This is a genomic window from Desulfobacula sp. (assembly GCF_014237455.1).
In the GTDB taxonomy this organism is placed as follows: domain Bacteria; phylum Desulfobacterota; class Desulfobacteria; order Desulfobacterales; family Desulfobacteraceae; genus Desulfobacula.
The window spans coordinates 13,214-33,389 of record NZ_JABZFL010000008.1 but is presented as its reverse complement, the minus strand read 5'-3'; the positions used below and the strand labels follow the sequence as shown (position 1 = coordinate 33,389).

19 protein-coding genes are annotated in these 20,176 nt (G+C 41.4%); 9 read left to right on the top strand and 10 right to left on the bottom strand.

What is annotated here, in order from left to right; translation table 11 throughout:
• Nucleotides 1–3: 3 nt before the first annotated feature.
• The 8 genes from HGJ91_RS01715 to HGJ91_RS01680 all read right to left on the bottom strand — a co-directional run bounded on the left by HGJ91_RS01715 (nt 4) and on the right by HGJ91_RS01680 (nt 7,713).
• Entirely contained in the window at nt 4–942 is a 939-nt protein-coding gene (locus HGJ91_RS01715; protein WP_291345958.1) for an ArsA family ATPase, read from the bottom strand.
• Between the two features lie 5 nt (nt 943–947).
• Nucleotides 948–1,259 (bottom strand): hypothetical protein, encoded by a 312-nt coding sequence (locus HGJ91_RS01710; RefSeq protein WP_291345957.1) that lies wholly within the window; start codon nt 1,257–1,259, stop codon nt 948–950.
• Complete coding sequence (locus tag HGJ91_RS01705; protein WP_291345956.1) at nt 1,256–1,687, bottom strand: hypothetical protein; 432 nt, start codon at nt 1,685–1,687, stop codon at nt 1,256–1,258. The genes HGJ91_RS01710 and HGJ91_RS01705 overlap by 4 nt, the downstream gene beginning before the upstream one ends.
• A gap of 57 nt (nt 1,688–1,744) precedes the next feature.
• Nucleotides 1,745–3,460 (bottom strand): carbon starvation protein A, encoded by a 1,716-nt coding sequence (locus tag HGJ91_RS01700; protein ID WP_291345955.1) that lies wholly within the window; start codon nt 3,458–3,460, stop codon nt 1,745–1,747.
• A gap of 262 nt (nt 3,461–3,722) precedes the next feature.
• Nucleotides 3,723–5,000, bottom strand: coding sequence for a Ni/Fe hydrogenase subunit alpha (locus HGJ91_RS01695; protein ID WP_291345954.1), 1,278 nt, complete (start codon nt 4,998–5,000; stop codon nt 3,723–3,725).
• Nucleotides 4,997–5,755: a hypothetical protein gene (locus HGJ91_RS01690; RefSeq protein ID WP_291345953.1), complete on the bottom strand. Its 759-nt coding sequence runs from the start codon at nt 5,753–5,755 to the stop codon at nt 4,997–4,999. The genes HGJ91_RS01695 and HGJ91_RS01690 overlap by 4 nt, the downstream gene beginning before the upstream one ends.
• Nucleotides 5,756–5,770: 15 nt before the next feature.
• Complete coding sequence (locus tag HGJ91_RS01685; RefSeq protein ID WP_291345952.1) at nt 5,771–6,679, bottom strand: FAD/NAD(P)-binding protein; 909 nt, start codon at nt 6,677–6,679, stop codon at nt 5,771–5,773.
• The gene (locus tag HGJ91_RS01680) at nt 6,676–7,713 is read right to left on the bottom strand and encodes a 4Fe-4S dicluster domain-containing protein (protein WP_291345951.1); all 1,038 of its coding nucleotides are present in this window, start codon (nt 7,711–7,713) and stop codon (nt 6,676–6,678) included. The genes HGJ91_RS01685 and HGJ91_RS01680 overlap by 4 nt, the downstream gene beginning before the upstream one ends.
• Before the next feature lie 697 nt (nt 7,714–8,410).
• On the opposite strand from HGJ91_RS01680, the gene HGJ91_RS01675 reads away from it, so the two are divergent.
• From HGJ91_RS01675 to HGJ91_RS01635, 9 genes are all read left to right on the top strand, one after another.
• A complete protein-coding gene (locus tag HGJ91_RS01675; protein ID WP_291345950.1) occupies nt 8,411–10,141 on the top strand; it encodes a PAS domain-containing sensor histidine kinase in 1,731 nt (576 codons plus the stop codon).
• A gap of 11 nt (nt 10,142–10,152) precedes the next feature.
• Nucleotides 10,153–10,584 carry a response regulator gene (locus tag HGJ91_RS01670; protein ID WP_291345949.1) on the top strand — a complete coding sequence of 144 codons (432 nt, stop codon included), beginning with the start codon at nt 10,153–10,155 and terminating at the stop codon, nt 10,582–10,584.
• Nucleotides 10,585–10,600: 16 nt separating this feature from the next.
• A complete protein-coding gene (locus HGJ91_RS01665) occupies nt 10,601–10,999 on the top strand; it encodes a response regulator (RefSeq protein WP_291345948.1) in 399 nt (132 codons plus the stop codon).
• Nucleotides 11,000–11,073: 74 nt separating this feature from the next.
• On the top strand, nt 11,074–12,654 hold the full coding sequence (locus HGJ91_RS01660) for a DASS family sodium-coupled anion symporter (protein ID WP_291345947.1): 1,581 nt from the start codon (nt 11,074–11,076) through the stop codon (nt 12,652–12,654).
• A gap of 13 nt (nt 12,655–12,667) precedes the next feature.
• A complete protein-coding gene (locus HGJ91_RS01655) occupies nt 12,668–13,834 on the top strand; it encodes a response regulator (protein ID WP_291345946.1) in 1,167 nt (388 codons plus the stop codon).
• Nucleotides 13,835–13,862: 28 nt separating this feature from the next.
• Entirely contained in the window at nt 13,863–14,303 is a 441-nt protein-coding gene (locus HGJ91_RS01650) for a response regulator (protein WP_291345945.1), read from the top strand.
• Nucleotides 14,304–14,337: 34 nt separating this feature from the next.
• Complete coding sequence (locus HGJ91_RS01645; RefSeq protein ID WP_291345944.1) at nt 14,338–14,916, top strand: CBS domain-containing protein; 579 nt, start codon at nt 14,338–14,340, stop codon at nt 14,914–14,916.
• Between the two features lie 8 nt (nt 14,917–14,924).
• Nucleotides 14,925–16,403 carry an ATP-binding protein gene (locus tag HGJ91_RS01640; protein ID WP_291345943.1) on the top strand — a complete coding sequence of 493 codons (1,479 nt, stop codon included), beginning with the start codon at nt 14,925–14,927 and terminating at the stop codon, nt 16,401–16,403.
• A gap of 1 nt (nt 16,404) precedes the next feature.
• Nucleotides 16,405–17,829 carry a sigma-54 dependent transcriptional regulator gene (locus HGJ91_RS01635; protein WP_291345942.1) on the top strand — a complete coding sequence of 475 codons (1,425 nt, stop codon included), beginning with the start codon at nt 16,405–16,407 and terminating at the stop codon, nt 17,827–17,829.
• 80 nt (nt 17,830–17,909) lie between these two features.
• Here the strand turns inward: HGJ91_RS01635 and HGJ91_RS01630 are convergent, their stop codons facing one another.
• Nucleotides 17,910–18,476 carry a CBS domain-containing protein gene (locus tag HGJ91_RS01630; RefSeq protein WP_291345941.1) on the bottom strand — a complete coding sequence of 189 codons (567 nt, stop codon included), beginning with the start codon at nt 18,474–18,476 and terminating at the stop codon, nt 17,910–17,912.
• Between the two features lie 24 nt (nt 18,477–18,500).
• On the bottom strand, nt 18,501–19,973 hold the full coding sequence (locus HGJ91_RS01625; RefSeq protein ID WP_291345940.1) for an SLC13 family permease: 1,473 nt from the start codon (nt 19,971–19,973) through the stop codon (nt 18,501–18,503).
• Nucleotides 19,974–20,176 lie beyond the last annotated feature (203 nt).

Below are 20,176 nucleotides of genomic sequence, written 5' to 3'. Positions count from 1 at the left end.
CGGTTAAATGTCTGATGCTTTAATGATAGGCTTTTTAAAAATTTCATCAAACGTCAGATTGAATGAAGAAATATGATATTTCAATGCAGACATCCCGATTAAGGAAGAAGGTGAGTAAGGAATGTGCTGGATGGGAATGGGTGAAAATTCATTTTCAATATTTTTTTCTTTTGGCTCCTCCTGCATCCGATCATTGCAGATCAGTTCCTTTACCTCAATGTTCAAGGAATTAAGCTGGTCAAGGATACGTCTGGTTTCAGCCACAGACAGCACATCCTGATTGAATACAACAAAGAACTTGGATCTTTGGGGATCTTCAAAAATATCCTTAAGGGCCTGATAGTCGGATTTGATTTCCCGGATCCTGGACAGGACTTTATCCCGTTCAAATTCTTTTCCGGCAAATTTAATTTTGGAAATAATTTCTTTTCGCTTATAAATTTCCATTCGCAGTTTTTCAAGTTGGTCAATCCATATCAATGACAGGGCAGGCAAATTAAAAAATCTTAATGACAGGGCTGTCGGCGGCATATCAATGATCAGGTAATCATATCCCTTATACCGGGTTTGAAGGTTCATGAAAGCGGTAACCAAAGCATATTCCTCCATGCCCGGTGAAAACTTTAAAATATCAAAATAATTGTCCAGGTTAAAGGCGGTCAAATATGCATAACTGTTTTTAACATTTTGAGCGGTTTTCTTTAAATACTGCTTGATTTCTTTATCCCGGTCAATTTGAAGGACTTCAAGGCAAGGCCCCAGCGTACACGCTTTATCGGAAAAATCCGTCTGAAAAATATCAGACTGGTTGTGGGCATCATCAAAAGAGGCCAGAAGTATTTTTTTGCCTTTTTCCATAAGAACCAGTGACAAAAGTGCGGACGTCGTTGATTTTCCGGTTCCGCCCTTGCCTAAGAAAAATAATGTTTGAAGTTCAGTCATGATTTTTATCCTATATCAAATACGGAAAACAGCCTGGATAATGGTTCATTGGCTGTGTCCACCCTTTCAAGAAGCAACACCAAATCCTTTTCCATTAAAGGGAGAAGATCCATGCAGATCTGTACGGGTGGAGACGGCATTCCAATGAATGTTCCCTGTACCAGAACGGCAAAGATATATTCCAGCTCTTCCTGTTCCGCCTCAATAGTTTCAACCGCCTTGTGTCTTGCCACTTCATCAGCCACCTGCCAGATGCCTGTAAGGCGTTTTTTCATTCTTCCGATGATATCAAGGATATATGTTCCTGGTCTGATCATTTTACCCTGAATATTTTTCGGTCAAAATCAATTCGTTTTTGAGACGGAAAATAATAATATACTGCATACAGGGCCATCAGCACGATGGCTGCTGCATAAAATCTGGGGAAATCACATAAAACAGCTACAAAGGCAAAATACGGCGTAACCAGTGACAGCCATAAATTTTTTTTTTGAAAAGATAAAAATTCTTTGGCCGGAACCTGGGTTTTCTCCCGCATGGAATGGGCAAAAAGGGTTCGAAGAAAAAGGGGTCCTGCAATGGCAGTAATGGCGGATAAAATAAATAGCACGGAATGCAGAACAGAAGGAATGACAAACTGCCCGGGCTTGATAAAATTCAATTCTCTTGCCAGACCAAAGACCAGAAAAAGGACCACTGCTGGCAAAATGATTATAATAAATTGTCTCTTAAGTATCGGTTGCATTTCAAATTATCATATAATCCGGGAGAAATCATTTCTCCCGGATTATACTATTTATCATCAGGAGTCAGATTTCATGCTCATAAATTTAATGACACCTTCAACAACGATCCAGATAGCCAGCAGGAGTATTAATCCATTCACTATTTGTAGCAGTGTATTGTCGGCAGTACCGAACTTGCTCTGATTCAGTGCAAGCGCCCATATGGTCATAACCATCATAAATACGGCTGGAATACCGGATATTAACCATTTCATGCCGCCTTTGGTTTTCAGGTAAACCGTAATAATAATCAAGACAAGGCCTGCAAGAGTCTGGTTGACCGCACCAAACAAGGGCCAGAGTTTTAGAGCACCCTTTCCACCGGCGCCTGTTGCAAAGGCAAGTGCCAGTGCAGTTGCCACGGCTATAAAAGTAGCTATATATTTGCCGGTGAGAAAATTCATTTTTAAACTGCCGAAAAGCTCAGAAACAATGTAGCGCTGGATACGAGTGGCAGAATCCAGGGTGGTTCCAGCAAAAGATGCCACAAACACCCCCATGATAACCACAGCCACGCTGTTGGGCAACCCGGTGGAGGCAATCATATTGGCAGATCCGTTTACAAAAGCCGCTATTTTAGAGCCAAGACCGGCTGCTGCTGCCCAGGAAGAATAATGGGTTGTCCAGGCTGCCACCCCCATCAGGGTTTCACCTGATTTGGTCACATACCCCATACCGATTCCAGCAGACACGGCAATGATTACCAGTGTGGCAAGAGCCCCTTCCATGAGCATGGAACCATAACCGACAAATAAAGAATCAGTCTCATACCTGACCTGTTTGGCCGAGGTTCCTGAGGATACCAGGGAATGAAACCCTGAAATGGCGCCGCAGGCAATAGTGATAAACAGGAAGGGCCACATGGGCGGTGCCTTTGCAGGTGCTGTCTGAATTGCCGGTGCTACGATATGAAGATTTCCGCCAAAAGCGGAAAGAAGCACACCCAGCATCAACAGAACCATGATGATCATCAGCTGGTGGGAGTTGATAAAGTCACGGGGCTGGAGCAGGGTTGTAACAGGAAGGGTAGAAGCAATAAAGGCATAGGCCAAGAGAATAATTGTCCATACACCCGTAGCTGGAATCCCGGCAACAACCGGCATTTTAATGGGAATGTAAATACCGATGAACACCGTGATATACATTAGAATCACAGCAATAATGGACCAGGTTAAGATATTTTTCCCCTGTTTATAAATGGCATGTCCAAGGTAAAGGGCAATGGCTACCTCACACCAGACCGGGAATACCGATGACGGATACATGGAAAACACCACGGCAATAACCAGACCAAAGATGGCAATCACAATCCAGAGTTCTAAAAACACAACTAAAAAAAAGAAAAACCGGGTGCGGGCGTTGACATATTTTGAAGTATAATCAGCAACGGATTTCCCCTGATTTCTCATGGAGATAATCAATGCGCCAAAATCATGAACCGCTCCCATGAAAATGCTTCCGAAAAATACCCATATCAATGCCGGCACCCATCCCCAGATAATGGCTATAGCAGGTCCGACAATGGGCCCGGTTCCGGCAATGGATGTAAAATGATGCCCGAAAATCACTTCTTTTTTCGTGGGAACATAATCCATACCATCTTCCAGTTCAACGGAAGGAACCGTTGCCGTCTGGGATAACTTAAAAATTTTTTGCCCGATGAATTTTCCATATAAGTTATACATCAGGATATAACCTATAAACGCAACAACCATGATTACTAGTGCACTCATTTAATAACCTCCTTATATTTATCTGTATAAAAAATAAAGATTACTATAAATCATGGCAAAAGCATTCGACGTCGCGTGCTTTTGCCAACGCTAATTTTTGGTTGTTATTATTTTTAACTCTATACACGGAAAAAAAATAAATGCCAACAAATATTCTCATTTTCAGAAATTTTATAGTGATTGTCCCCGCTATATCCTGAGTTAAAGAGCATTTTCGTATTTCTCCCGGAACTTCAGCACCCGGCTCTATTTAAGGCCTAATTTAATGCACTGAACAGGAAACGCACGGATCATAGGAGCGAACCAGCATGGAGCATAAAAGTTCTAGTTTTTTGTCAGTCATCTCCTTTGTCATGGCAAATTTTTTGACAAGGCTTTTTATGTCGTGGTGAATATTTGCATTATTTTGTGTGGTGGGTACTACGCAATTGGCCATTTCTATTCGCCCGGTTTTGTCATATTTATAGTGATGAAACAAAATTCCGCGTGGGGCTTCCACCGCGCCGACACCCTCACCGGCTTTCGGCGTCACTTTCGCCATGGTTTCACCCGGACCGGAGTCAACCAGTTCATCAATCAAGCAGATTATTTCATGGACCACATGAAAGCATTCAACCAGCTGGGCCACATTGTTCATAAACGGATTATGGCAGACAGGTTTTAAGCCAAGATATGCGGCAACTTCGGCTGCTTTTGGATGAAGTAGCTCGGAGTTGTTGTTAAATCGGGCAAGTGCACCGACAGCATATGATTCTCGGGACAGCTTAGACCACTTGGATGTGTTGTTTTTGTCTACATATTCATTGGTCATGGGCCGATAGTCCTGCTCTTTATGCTCAACACCGTCACTGGATATCAATGATCCGCCGATAAAAGGGTATTCTTTCTTCCCTTTGAGGGATACAAATTCCGTCTCCCTGGTAAAATCAGGGAGTGTAAATGTGGAAAACAGGTCTGCCACTATTTGTAAATCATCAAGAGATCGTTTTAGTTCATCTTGTAACCCGAGCAGGTGGTCTTTTTGCGGCATCATCGTTACGCCGCCCACCTGGAAGGCAACCGGGTGTGTTGTCCGTCCGGCAATAGTATCGCACAGCCGGTTGGCCAGGCCTTTAAGCCGGGTGGCGATGGCGATTACTTCCGGTTTTTTTTCAATCAGGGGGATCACGCTGGGTTCGTTGAAAAAATCCGGTGCAGCCAGGAACAATACATGCAGTATATGGCTCTGGAGTGTTTCACCGTGTTTTGCCAGAAGTCGTAATTTTACAGCTGTTTCCGGGATCGTCACCTTAAAGGCATCCTCAGTGGCCCGAACACTGCACAGACAGTGACTGATGGAGCAGATGCCGCATATTCTGGCCGCCAGAAGCCCTGCGGTTGTGTAATGTTTATTTTTCAACATAACTTCAAAAAAACGGGGTGTCTCAACGACATCCCATCTGGCTTCCTTGATTTCGCCGTTTTTCACATGAATTTTAATATTTCCATGACCCTCAATACGGGTAAGGTGGCGGACGTCTACGTTTAGATTTATTTTCATGATATGGTCACCTCCTGAAATGCACCGAAAAAATTCAATTTTTCTTTGAGTTCAATATCACTGAATCCTTTTTCTTTGACAATGGTAAAAAATGACGCATAATTCGGTTCAACAGCAGGCCCCCGGCATCCCCAGCATCCCTGTCCTCCGGCAGGGCAGGGGGCATTGCAGCCAGCTCTGGTAATCGGCCCCAGACACAGTTGCCCTTTCTCAAACAGGCAGGTTGTAAACCGCTGTTTGCATTCAACGCACACCGGGTAAACAGGGAGTTGAAAAGGGCTGTCCCATACTACATGACATATGAGGGATTCCACCTCGGCCTTTGATACCGGACATCCGGGAATTTCAATGTCCACCGGTACAATATCCTTTATTGCCCGGACATTTATCGTTTCCTTCGGGTTATTGCCATATACTTCCTTATTTGCAGATTTTAAATCAAATTCATTTTTTAACCGGTTTACGCCGCCAAAGCATGCGCAACTGCCCAGTGCAACCAGCACTTTTGCATTTTTACGGATTTTTTCAAGCCGCTTCACTTCATCATTTCGGGAAACCGCGCCTTCAATCAGGGCGATGTCATAATCGTCTGAACTTGAAGAGGATGCTTCCCGGAAAGACATGATCTCGACCGCATTCAGAAAATCAGCCAGGGTTTCTTCTTTGTTCAGCAATTGAAGTTCGCATCCCTCACAGGAAGTAAAATCAAAAACTGCAATTTTTGGTTTTTGGGGTTCAATGCCCAGATATTTCATGGTTATATCCTTTCATTAAATGGCTTCTTTTAAATTCATGACCGTCCAGAAATCAAAAACCGGACCATCTAAACAGGTATAAGTGGAACCGATATTACACCGGCAGCATTTCCCAATGCCGCAGTGCATCCTGCGTTCAAGGGATACAAACATCCGCTGCATGGGGACTCCCATCTCGCTTAACCGTTTACATACAAATTTAAACATGACGGGCGGCCCGCAAACAATGGCATACGTTTTGTCCGGTACTACTTTGATATCATCTAAAAGCTTGGTGATTAAACCGACCGGTCCGATCCATTTTTTGTCAGGCTGTTCCACAATTACCTCAAGATTAATATCATCAATACGATGCCATTCTTCATACTGGTAATCAAAAAGAAGCTGTGAAGGTTCTTTTGCTCCATACAGGATATTGACTTCTTTAAAGTCGGCCCGGTTTTCAATCACAAAACTGATCGGTGCTCGCAAAGGCGCCAGTCCCAGTCCACCGGCGATGAGAAGAATGTTGTTTTCTTTCATCCGTTCCATGGGAAAATAAGTACCAAAGGGGCCTCTAAGTCCTACAATGGCACCACGAGTGGCTTTGTGAAGCGCCTGGGTCACTTTCCCGGCTTTTCGGATACACAACTCAATGGTGCTTCTAATAGACGGAGAGCTTGAAAATGAGATGGGTATTTCACCGTAACCGGGCAACTCAAGCATTACAAATTGTCCGGGAAGAAAAACAAACCGTTCCCAGTCTTTATCGTTTACCATTCTTATCTGGAACAGTTTTTCCATATCAGTGAGGCGGATCACATTGGTTATTTCAGCTTTAAAGCATCTGTCCACTTCCTTCAGTCGGCTGCGCCGATTGAAATCGAGTGGTTCCACCATATCCGTTTCGTGCCTTATGTCGTACGGGACCATAATTTTTTTCATCGTTTTTGCTCCCTTTGTAAATCGGAAATAACATCGGTCGGATTGATGCCGGAAAGGCATGCCCGTCCGCAACGATTACAACCCACACACAGTGGCTGCCCGAATGATTCCACAAACCCGCGGTGTTGATGATAATAACGATATTTGAGGCGTGTGGCAGGTTCGGGTCTGAAATTATGCCCTCCGGCAACTTGCGCAAAATCATTCAGATTGCATGAATAAAGTTGTTTGATTTTATCGCTTTTATTAAAATCCATGGAGATATGTTCAGTAATGCCGTAACAATAGCAGGTGGGGCAAACCATGGCGCAGGTGCCACAACTCAAACATTTGTCCCCCCATTTTCCCCAAACATCGGATTCAAATTCAATATCGAGCAGGTTGGGAAGATTTTCCACACGCACGGTTTTTTCAAACCCGTCCTCAAATTTGTTTCTCGTTTGAAGATAAAGCTCGTTATCATTTTTGGTAATTTCACTGGTTTTAATTTTTTGGAGTGCATTAAACGCCCGGTCCGATCCGATTTTCACGAAATATCGATCCCCGATATCGGTTAAGAATAAATCAAACCCATGGGTCACCGTATTTGAACCCACCGAAGAACAAAATCCACCGTCACAGGGTTTTTTACAATCAATCCCCACAACAAATGTATTTTGTCGTCTTGTAATATAATAGGGGTCCGGAAATAAGGTTTTTTCAAAAACTTTATCAAGCTTAATCAACCCGTTTATATCGCAGGGATGCAGCCCGATAATCACCCTGGGCCGGGTGCTGTATTTAATATTCTGGGTCCAGTCATCCTCTTTAAACTCAAAAGAAGAAAGGGTCTCTTTATACGGAAGAAAATAGGTCTTGGCTGAATATTCGGTTGTTTCGTAATCAAGGTCTATTTCATCAAAAGAGGAAAAGGGCAGGAATTGATAAATCGGCTTGCCGTTGTTATTTATTCCGACTTTTTTAGGTCCGACACATTGGAAATCCGGAAAATAGAAGTCGAAAAAAGCTTGTTTTTTTATTGTTTTAAACAGCATTTTTAAAATCCTTTCTGAATTTAGGTTATAAGTTAGGTACTGATAAAATTGAGAAAGAAATAATTTTTGCAATGGTTTCTAAATCATTTCAATACATGCTTTATTTATGGTTTTGCTGGGGTCCCCTTTAGTTTAGATTTTTTGATTTATTTAAATAATAAAGCAAAAGATATGCCAAAAAAGATAATAAATTTACGAATTCATAACTGATTGAAATAAAACAGTTTTTAATTAAATAAGGGGAATGATGCAGTGGCATTTATTTTGATGATCGTCAGGTTTTTTTACGGCATGTAAAAAAAGAACGATTTTTGAAAATATTCGAAGAACAAAACCAGATTATTTTGATGGCCTTGTTCGTGATGCCAATATTTCGGCTCGAAATTTTTCCCACATCTATTTCGGAAAATGCTGTGAATGATACGCCTGAATATGCTATTATTTTTTTGCTATTAAGGTTTTGTGACTCAGAGCGGCCATAGACCGATTTATTTACTATTGGTCGGCTTATTTTGCAAGGTGTAAAAATAACTGACATATATATCAATGCCGTCAGATATTTTTACACGGCACTTTTTTTGTTTTTTTAATAGGTTATCGCTTGTATGGGCTCCGCTTTTTGCCTGGCACGTATCTTGTATCTTTGATATAGTTATAGTAGAAGGATGAAAGGAAAAGTGTAAAAAGGAAAAGCACAATGGAACAATCCTTAATAGATCGGAAAGCATTTTATCATATATTGACAAGAAAAATAATGGTTTTGATACTGGTTGTTTCTTTTACCCCCATGATATTGACTACCGGTATTCTTGTTTATCGATTTAACCTGACCTATACAGAAAAAATACAGGCCCACATTTCAGAACTAGTTCAAAAACACACTCAGAATATTGATACCTTTTTGTCGGAAAAACTAGGAAATATCCGATATCTGGCCCGGCAGTTTGACAGCAAACAACAATCACCAAAGATATTCCTGCAAAAGAACCTGGAATTATTAAAAAAAGAATATGGAGATGTGTTTACAGATTTAGGACTGGTCAATGAAAACGGTATCCAGTTTGCGTATGAAGGCCCGTTCAGATTTGAAAATGCGGATTACTCAGACGCTGAATGGTTTATAAAAGCAAGTGAGAAACCTTTTTATATCAGTGATGTGTTTGCCGGTTTAAGGGGGCATCCTCATTTTATTATTGCCGTCAAGGTTAAATCAAATGGTTCTAATTATACTTTACGGTCGACCATCAATTTCGGGGCCTTTAATTCCCTGGTGGAGAATATTCATATCGGGAAAACAGGCATCGCCTTTCTTATTAATAGTAAAGGCCAATTGCAAACCCAAACGAATGTGGGACTCAAACAATCAATTATTGCATTGATGATGGATAGTGATTGTTATAAAAAAAATGAAGCGATTTTTGCGAAAAGACAGGATGCCTTGGGGAATAAATATTTATGTGTGACATCAAGACTTAAAAATATTGACTGGTTAATGGTGTTTCGTCAGGATTTGAACGATGCCTTCCGTGATTTATGGAAAACACAGCTTCTTGCCCTGGTCATATTTATTTTCGGATGCGTTGCCATCCTTTCGGTCGCGTTCACTCTTCCCAGAAATATTGTAAAGCTTATTTCCAGTGCAGACAAAAAGAGCGAAGTCATGAACGAACAGGTTGTTGAAAGCGGAAAACTGGCCACGATTGGTGAACTTGCTGCAGGCATTGCCCATGAAATAAACAATCCGGTTGCCATAATGGTTGAAGAGGCCGGATGGATAGGGGATCTTCTTGAAGAAGAGGATTTAAAAGAATGTGAGAATCTTGATGAATTCAACCGGGCGCTGCGTCAGATCAACACCCAGGGCAAAAGGTGCAAAGAGATCACCCATAAGCTGCTCAGCTTTGCCAGAAAAACAGATTCCACCATAAATGATGTCCAGGTCAATGAAGTCATCATGGAAATGGTTTCCCTTACGGCCAAAATAGCGCGGTATAACAATGTTATCATTGAAACAAGTCTGAATGAGGGAATTCCTTATATCAGGATATCTCCGTCTGAATTGCAGCAGGTAGTTCTAAATTTAATCAATAATGCCATTGACGTCATGGAAAAAACCGGGGGAACAATAAAAATCAAAACCAAGGTCAGTACCATTGAAAAAAATAAACTGGTGATTTCCATGGAAGATGACGGGCCCGGCATTCCTAAAAATAATCTTAACAGGATATTTGATCCTTTTTTTACCACAAAAGCCGTGGGCAAAGGCACAGGTCTCGGGCTATCCATCTGCTATGGCATTATTGAAAAAATGGGTGGTAAAATAGATGTCCACAGCCAGGTGGGTGTTGGAACCAAATTTCGCATATGGATACCGTTTCAGGAAGAAATAATTGAAGATACAGATAATGACAGTGAATCAGAAATTTAAGGAGAATAAACATGAACAAGACAAAATTATTGCTCGTAGATGATGAGAAACCATTTCTGGATACCATTACCAAGCGTCTCGAAAAAAGAGAGTTAAAGGTGTCTGCTGTTTACAGTGGAAAAGAGGCATTGGCGGCGCTTGAAAACAATAAATCCCTTGAGGTGGTGGTTCTTGATGTGAAAATGCCGGGTATGGATGGTATAGAAACTTTGGTTGAAATCAAAAAAAAATTTCCACTTGTGGAGGTGATCATGCTCACCGGTCATGCCACGGTTGAAACAGCGATTGACGGGATGAAACTGGGCGCATTTGATTACCTGATGAAGCCCTGTGACATTGATGTGCTGGTAACCAAGGTCAATGAGGCTGTGGAAAAGAAGAGAATACATGAAGAAAAAATTACTGAAGCCCGAATAAAGGAAATTTCAGGCCGGATGGCTTAAACAAATGAGGGGTGTCATGAGCCGGAATAGTAAAGACGAAACTGTCATCAAAGTCCTGCTTGTTGACGATGAAAAAGGGTATGTAAATGTTCTGGCCAACAGGCTGTCAAAGCGGGCTATCCACGCAACCAAGGCTTTCTCCGGTACCGAGGCTATACAAATTCTTCGTAAAAATGAATTTGATGTGGTGGTTCTGGATCTGAAAATGGAAGACATGGATGGGATTGAAGTTTTAAAAATAATAAAAAAAATGGCACCTGATCTGCCTGTGATTTTTTTGACAGGGCATGGTTCACAGGAAGCTGCTATGGAAGGGATCTCCCTAGGCGCATTTGATTATCTGACCAAACCCTGTGAGTTGGCGGAGTTGATTGAAAAAATCAAACAGGCCTATCAGCACAAATTTGAAGAATAAAAAAGATCTCATATAGAGTGATAAATGGATTTTACAACGGTTGCTGAACAATAGCTGACGGTTAAGGAGAAAATATGTTTTATAAGACAAATGGATTTAAACTCTGTGCTGCTTTGTTAGTGGGTGTTATCGTCTTCCTGCTGCCAAGGCCGGAAGGAACACAATTTAAGATTACTGGCGATGAAGGCAAAATACTCATGCAGAATGTGAGTGAACATTTTGCTGTTGTTCCTGAAGGAGAAATAAAAACAGAATCATATATTTTAAAGGCAAAGGCCCCGGGGTCACTTGAAGCTACTGCAAAATTTTTAGATCAAAAAGCAAAAGATTTAAATTTAGACAAGGTCCGGGTAGATTATGTTGACGGGCTTTCGCCAAAGGCAAAACGCTTCCTGGCAATTCTTGCGGTTCTTGTGATATTATTTGTAATCGAGCCCATCCCCTTGGAAATAACCGCAATCTGCATCGGGGTCTTCCTGGTTGTCATGCAGGTTACCGATGTAAAAAATGCATGGGCGCCTTATATGCACCCGGTGGTTATTTTTATCATGTGCTGCCTTATTTTTGCCATTTCCCTTGACAAGGCCGGCATAACCAAACGGCTGGGATATTATATTATCAAAAAAGCCGGGAACAGTATTACCCGATTTACCTTTATTATTGCCATAGGGCTTGGGATTTCATCATCGTTCATGCATGATGCAGCCGCCTGTGCCATAGGAATCGTTACCATGCTGCCCCTGATGCGGGCGGCCGGCATTGAACCCCACACCAATACGGCCAAGTTCATGATGCTGTCCCTGCCCTTTGCCTGTTCCTGCGGCGGCATGGGAAGCCTCATCGGAGGGGGGCGCTGTATGGTATCAGCGGCTTTTTTAAAAGAATTTACCGGAATTGAGATTACCTTTTTTGAGTGGATAATGTATGCCATGCCCGCGGCCATCCTTACAACGCCCATTGCCGTATTAATTGTATACATGGTTTATAGACCAAACCTAAAATACAAGTTGCCGGAGTTTGATGAAGATTTGGGTCCCATGACAATACTTGAGAAAAAAACATTGGCCATTATTGGCCTTTCCTTTGCCTTCTGGCTGACCAAGGGGCTCCATGGCATTGATTATTCCGTAACCGGCATGCTGGGGGTGGCTGCCCTGGTATTGTTCAAAGTATTAAAGTGGAGAGATATCAATGACAACCTGGAATGGGGAACCGCCCTGTTTATATTTGGCGGCGGGATTTCACTGGGGCTTGCCATGGGATATTCAGGAGCAGCAGATTATTTTGCCAATTTATTCTTTCCTTTGATCCAGGGAAAAGGTTGGCTGGTTCTTTTCATTGGTGTGGGTGTTTTCGGAGCCCTGGTAACCAATGCCATGGCCAATGTTGCCGCAGCCGCCTTGATCCTTCCCATTGTTATCCCCATGGCACAGCTTGAAGGGGTTAATCCAGTGGTCCTGGCGCTTTGCCTGGGAATGGCCACATCATTTGCCATGCTGCTGGTTATCGGCTGTCCTCCCAATGCCATTTCATACAGTTACCGGTATTTTAAATCATCTGACCTGACAAGGGTCGGCTTGGTTGCCACGCCGATTTTGTTGACGGTTTTAGTAGTGGTTGCAGCAGTATGGTGGAAGATACTGGGTTTAATTTAGGGGAAATAGTTGCATGAACAAACACTATGATAACAAACTCCGCCTTCTTATTGTGGATGATGAAGAGGGATTCAGGAGGACAATCGCCAAAAGGCTTGCCAAAAGAGGGCTGAAACCCGTGCAGGCCTCTGGCGGGGAAGAGTGCCTGGGTATTCTTAAACAAAACCCCATGGATGTGGTGGTTCTGGATGTTAAAATGCCCGGGATCAGCGGAATTGATACGCTAAGACTCATTAAGCAGGAGTTTGAAAAAATCCAGGTAATCCTTTTAACCGGCAATGTTGCCGTCTCGGATGGAATTGAAGGAATTAAATCCGGTGCATTTGATTATTTGACAAAACCTGTGGAAATTGATCATCTGGTGAATAAAATCAAACAGGCGTTTGAAATGACCCGGCTGGAAGAAGAAAAACAAAAAGAATTTGAATACCGGGCAAAGCTGGAAAAAAAAATGATTGATACGGAACGGTTGGCATCTATTGGCACCATGTCCACCGGCATTGCCCATGAAATCAACAACCCTCTGGCCATTATCAACGAATCTGCCGGGTTTATGAAACAGGTTGTAAGCTCTCCGGAGATGTCTATGTTCTCCCAGAAAGATGCATTATTGATGGGGATAGAAAAAATTGAAAAAAGTATTAAGCGAGCCCGCAAGATTACCCATCAACTTCTGGGGCATGTCAAAAAACCGGAATCGAAATTTTCCGAAGTTAACCTGAAGGCATTGCTGTATGAAACTTTTGGTCTGCTGAAAAGAGAAATAAAAAATAAACAGATAAACATTAATTGGGAAATCGACAAGAAAAAAAACATTGTCTGGAGTGATCCCTATCAGATTCAACAGGTTTTGATGAATCTTTTGAGCAATGCTGTTCATGCGTTGAGTGAAAACGGGTCCATTACTCTGTCCACCCGTGAAATTTATGAAGATATCATTCTTGAAATTAAAGATACCGGGATCGGGATACCCAAAGAAAATTTGGGGAAAATATTTGATCCGTTTTTTACAACCAAGTCCTTTGATGAAGGGACTGGCCTGGGGTTATTTGTGGTCCATAAAATTATTTCAAATCTTAATGGTAAAATAGATGTCTCAAGTACGGTGGGAGAGTGTACTTGTTTCCAACTCAGTCTGCCGAAATACACAAATCAAACAGATAATGACACACCTCGATAATCTACTATAAAGAAAGGAGTGAATTCACATGATAAAAATACCTGCAAGAGTTTTAATAGTTGATGATGAAAAAGATTTTGTTGAAATGTTTTCCCTGCGGTTAGAAGGGCAGGGTGAAAAAGTGTTCATTGCCTATAGCGGCAAGGATGCATTGAAGATTTTAGAAAATGTAGCCATTGATGTGGTCATCCTGGATATCAGGATGCCGGGCATGGATGGGATCGATACCTTAAGACAGATAAAAATTCTCCATCCTATTGTTGAAGTCATTTTGCTGACTGGACACGGATCAACGGAAACAGCAGTGGAAGGAATGAAACTGGGTGCGTTTGATTACCTGATGAAGCCTGCTGATTTTAAAGATATAAAAGTCAAAATGGAAAATGCCAGGAAACGAAAAGACGAACAGGAAGAACGAATCCGGCAGGCTGAAGTCAGGTTTCTTTTAAGAAGAAGCGGAGATGTATAAAACTTAATACGGTTTAGTGCAAGGAGGATATTAAATGAAATCTATTCTGGTAAAAGATTTAATGGTTCCGCTTTCAGAGTATGCCACCGTTCACGAGGATGCCATGTTGTCAGAGGCACTGGATGCACTTGAAAAGGCCCAGGAACAATTTGATAGAAATAAATACAGGCACCGGGCGATCCTGGTGTGTGAAAAGAAAACTAACAAGGTTGTCGGCAAACTCAGCCAGCTGGATGTGATACGGTCTTTGGAACCCAAATACGAGCAGTTTACGAAAGAAAAGGCTTTTCCTCAGACAGGCATGTCTCACTTCGGTTTCAGCCCGCAATTTATGAAAGGCATTTTAGAACAATATGAATTATGGTATGAGCCGTTAAAAGATATACGCGGGAAGGCAGGCAAACAAAAAGTAAAAGAGCTCATGCACACCCTGACAGCAGGAGAATATGTCAAAGAAGATGCAAATTTGGGAGTGGCCATTCACCAGCTTATTATGGGGCATCATCAATCTCTTTTGGTAACAAGAGGTGAAGATATTGTCGGAATTTTACGGTTAACAGATGTTTTCAAAGAAATTTGCATTGATGGAAGAAAAATGAATCAAATCCGATAGGTTCCGGGATGACAGATAAATTTATACTTCAATTGAGTCTTAAAAACAGGGTATACCTGGTCAATGCTGTTCTTTTGTGCATCACTGTTATTGGGGCGGTACTTATGGTCTGGTATACGTATAAGACTGAAAAAATTTTCAAGGACATTATTGACAAAAACATAGTCATTTATCAATCAGCTGAGGCCCTTGGTACATCCCTTGTCAACCAGAAAGGGCTTGTATCGTATTATTTGCTGGACCACGACCCTGCCTGGATTGATCAGCTGAGCAGGTACCGGCTGCTTTTCGATGAATATTTTATAACAGTGAAGTCCCTTGTGGAAGAACCATGGGAAAAAAATGCCGTTGACCAGATTGAATCCAAGTATAAGTATTATGTTACGATCAAAGATCAAGTCATCGAGCTTTATAAAGCAGGTGAATATGATAAAGGATTTGTCCTGCATAAGGATATAAGACAAGATTTTTTTAAAATTATGGAGTTATGCGAACAGTTTAAATCGTTTCATAAAAAAAAGATTGCAGACGCAATCAAAACAAGCAGGATAGAATCCAATCATCTCAGATATGTTGCCCTTATGGCAATTATTACAGTTGTTGTACTGAGTCTTTTGATTAATTATATTTTTGCCCGCCATATATTGGGACCCATTCGAAAACTGGCGGCAGAGGCAGACAGACTGGGGAACTCAAAATCCCCGACAAATGAGGTTGCTGCTTTAAAACAAAGTGTCCATGGGTTGATTGAAAATGCAGAACAGACTCACCAGGAATTGAAGCGAAGCCGGGAAACCCTGATGCAATCTGAAAAAATGGCGTTGTTAGGCAAACTGGCTGCTGGAACATCGCATAGTATCCGCAATCCATTAACCTCTGTAAAAATGAGACTCTTTTCATTGAACCGGTCATGTGATTTTACAAAGTATCAGAAAGAAGACTTCAATGTTATCTCCGGTGAAATAAAGCAGATTAATAAAATTGTTGAAAATTTTCTGGAATTTGCCCGCCCGCCCAAGTTGAATATAAAAAGGATGAGCCCGTCAATTGTTGTGGACAACGCCCTTCATCTTCTGGAACAGCGATTAGAATCGTATCATGTGACCACAAGGTTAATCCGGCACCGTCCTCTTAGCGATACCTTCATAGATCCGGAACAGCTCAAGGAGGTGATTGTTAATATCATTATCAATGCCTGTGAAGCAATGGATAAGAGCGGCTTGATCATTATCCATGAAGAAGAAAGTCATGTGGAGCCGTTAAAAAAAGTAGATGTGATCAGGATAATAGATGATGGTCCAGGAATTCCTCAAGAAATCAAAGAACAGATATTTAATCCTTTTTTTACCACCAAAGAGGAAGGAACAGGCCTTGGATTGAGTATCGCATTTAATATTATAAATGAACATGGAGGGTGGTTGGATGTGTCCAGTGAGGAAGGCCAGGGATCATCTTTTGTTATTACGCTTCCCATAAAGGATTCATAGCATGGATACTGTTTTAGTAATTGATGATGATGACCAATTAAGAAAAAGTTTTTGCAAGCTTTTAAAAGAGGAAAAGTATGCGGTCATCAGTGCTGCTTCCGGTGAAGCCGGTATTGAAATTGTTAAACAGAATGTTTTGGATCTGGTTATTCTGGATTTGCGATTACCCGGAATAAACGGGATGGAAACATTCAAGCGAATCAAAAAAATCGATTCAAAACTGCCGGTCATTATTATAACCGCTTATGGTACAACCCAAATTGCCATAGAAGCTACCAAAATAGGGGCGTATGATTATGTCCTCAAACCATTTGATGTGCCGGATATGCTTAATTTAATCGAGCAGGCAATAGAGGCCGGATATTTCATGAGATCGCCGGTTGAAGTGGATGCCGCTCCTGATAAAGAATCCGGGGATGTGATTATCGGTCAAAGTAAACTCATGCAGGATGTATACAAATCAATAGGCCGGGTCTCTCAAACCGATGCAACCGTTTTAATACTGGGAGAATCAGGGACTGGAAAAGAATTAGTAGCAAGAGCAATCTATCAGCATGGTATTCGTTCGGATAAGGCCTTTTTAATTATTAATTGTGTGGCCATACCTGAAAATCTTCTTGAGAGTGAATTGTTCGGTTATGAAAAAGGCGCATTTACCGGAGCTTCCCAGCGACATATCGGGAAAATTGAGCAGGCAAACGGTGGTACAGTTTTTTTGGATGAAATCGGGGATATGCCTTTAAATATACAGGGCAAAATTTTAAGGTTGTTACAGGAAAAAAGTATTGAAAGGCTGGGAGGTGAAGAAACCATTCCTGTCGATGTTCGAATTATTGCTGCGACAAATAAAAAACTGGAACAGGCTATCAAGAATAAAAAATTCCGGGAAGATTTATATTTTCGTTTAAAAGTGGTTGCCATAGAACTTCCCCCATTGAGAGACAGGCGAGAAGATATCAATAGTTTGATTTCATATTATATGGGTAAATTTTCCAATGAATTAAAGGTTGACAATCCGAGTATTCAAAAAGAAGCTTTAACGCGGTTAAATCGTTATGACTGGCCTGGAAACATAAGAGAATTGTCAAACCTGATTCAAAAAGTCCTTATTTTTAACAGAGGCGCTCCAATTTCTACAGCAGACCTGGAACAGGTAATCAACAAAAAAGAAAAAAATAAATCCAGTGAAGAGATTGAATTAAAGGATATTGAAGGCTGGGTCCGGCAATTATTATCCAATCCATCTGAAAATTATCGATTTGATGATTTTATAGACATAGTTTCAAGTATTGTTGTTGCCGAAGCTCTGAAAATAACGAATGGAAACCGTTCCCAGGCTGCAAAATTATTAAGTGTCTCAAGACCGACACTTCATGCCAAAATCGATAAATATGGTATTAAACTCAAAACAGAAGTTTCAAATTAGCAGGGTCGGCAAAAAAATGAAGTGTAAATAAGTTACCCGCCAGGATTAGATGGTTTTTTACTAATCCCGGCAGGGGTCGATTATTTTTTTACCATCAGGTCACAAATGAGGGTAAAAATATCTGTAAGTCTTAATATGCCGATCACCTTATCCTGCTTGTTCAGTACCAGCAAAGACTGGTGGTGGCCCAGGATAAACTGGTGAATTGCCTCGGGAATAAGAACATCGTCCTTGACATATTCGCCTTCCTGCGGGGAATACATTATGTCTTTTATTTTTCGTCTTTTTGCCTTTACCACAAGGGTATCGCAGCTTTCATCCCAAAGATTGTAATTTTTCACCAGAGAATGAATAAAATCATCACTCAGTCCAAATCTGGATAAACCCATCTTGGCAAGGTGATCAGAATGTCCAAACTGGCTGTACTTTGGCTCAAGCGCACGTAAAACATCCAGAGAAGATACTTTCCCTGAAATGTCACCATTCTTATCAAAAACGAGAACAGCCCGATGCTTATATTCATGTTGAGCAGCTGTCTTGTGGGAAGCAAGAAGAGTTCTGACAGCAGTCTCAAGAGTGTCTTCTTCATTTACAGTGGCATATTCTGATAAAGGAACCATCACCTCTTTAACTTTTTTAACATTCATTTTTTTTCCATTCCGTATTGATTTTTATAGCATGATCTTCATACCCATGAGAGGCCAGATAACATAAACGGCAAGAGCGGTTATTACCATCAACATAATGCTGGCCGGGATACCATAGCCAAAAAATTCACCAGTGGTGAATTGCTTTGAATCATAGGCAATGGCATTGGGCGCCGCACCAACCAAAAGCAGGAAGGGCATGCCTGCAACCACAAGGGCTGAAAATGTGATCACATCCGGTCCTACACCCAGATAAGGTCCAATAACCAATGCGACAGGCAGGACGATGGCAATGGCTGCAACATTCATAATAAAATTGGTTAACATCATAACAAGAAATGACATGCTCATTACAAAGATAAACCAGTTGGAATCTTTGAACATGCTCAGCCAGTTGATGGCAATCCATTCTGCAGCGCCTGTTTCCCAAAGGCAGAAACCAATACTCATGGCCCCGCCAAACAATAAGATAATGTTCCATGGAATAGATTCAAGGTCTTTAATGTCCAGAATTTTTATTACAAAAAACAAAACCGTAGATGTCAGGATAATGGCTGACTTGTCAATGGGTTTTAATATTGCCACATAAGGCCTGATAGACATCAGGAAGATACAGGTAAAAATGATTGAAGCAGCAATAATTTCATTTTTAGTAATGGGTCCCATGGCTTTACTGAGTTTTTTTGCTTTTTTTCTTAAGCCCGGAATCGTTCTCTGCTCAGGTTTGAAAAAGATCATAAAAAATCCCCATAAAGCAAAGGTCATGAGCCATCCAATGGGGAACATGTAAAAGGCCAGTTGAAAAAAAGTGATGTCAGTGCCGACTAATTCTTTATAAAAACCCAATGCGACCGCTCCCCGGGCTGCACCCAGCAGGGTAACGATACTTCCAGCACCTGCAACATAAGCCATTCCAATGAACAGCCCTTTACCAAATCTGGTGGGTGTCTCTGTGTCATCAGTATAGAGGCCATAGACGGTGATGAGAAGGGGGAACATAGTTGCAGCAACTGCTGTATGGGCCATGATGTGGGTCAAGGCAGCGGTGACCACAAAACACCCAAGATATATCATACTGGTTTTTTCACCTACAATGACAAGCATCTTGTACGCAAGCCGCCGTGTCAAACCTGTTTTGGTAAACACGATCCCGATCACAAGGGACGCAAAGATAAAGACCACCGAAGGATCAAACATCTGCTGGAAAGCAGTTTTGGCAGGCCGGATAAGAAAGACTGCCTGTAAAATTCCCATAAAAAGGCTGGTAACACCAATGGGAACTACCTCAAAGACCCACCATGTACCCCCCAGAAGAAATACAGCAAGGGCACCTTTTGCCTGCTGGCTCAACACAAAGTGTTTGCCGGCAGGATCAATGGCATCCGGCCATGGTGGGGAAAAGTTAACAACAAAAAAAAGTGTAACACCAATTAATAGAAAGACTATCCGTTTCCAATCAAAAGAAGAGCCTGCTACGGCTTCAGTTTTAGTAGTCATGTTAATAATATTCTCCTAAAGTTAATATAAGTTTTCCTAGGGTTATATCGACCCTTTAATTTTCAATTTTGTTTTAAATAAGATAAGAAATTACTTTTTGTCAAGAAAAGGTTGGGAAAAATGAATATTAATAATTAGACGGATTTTAACAAAACAATAGGAGATACATCAAACATCACGTCATTATCCCATTTGAATCCAGA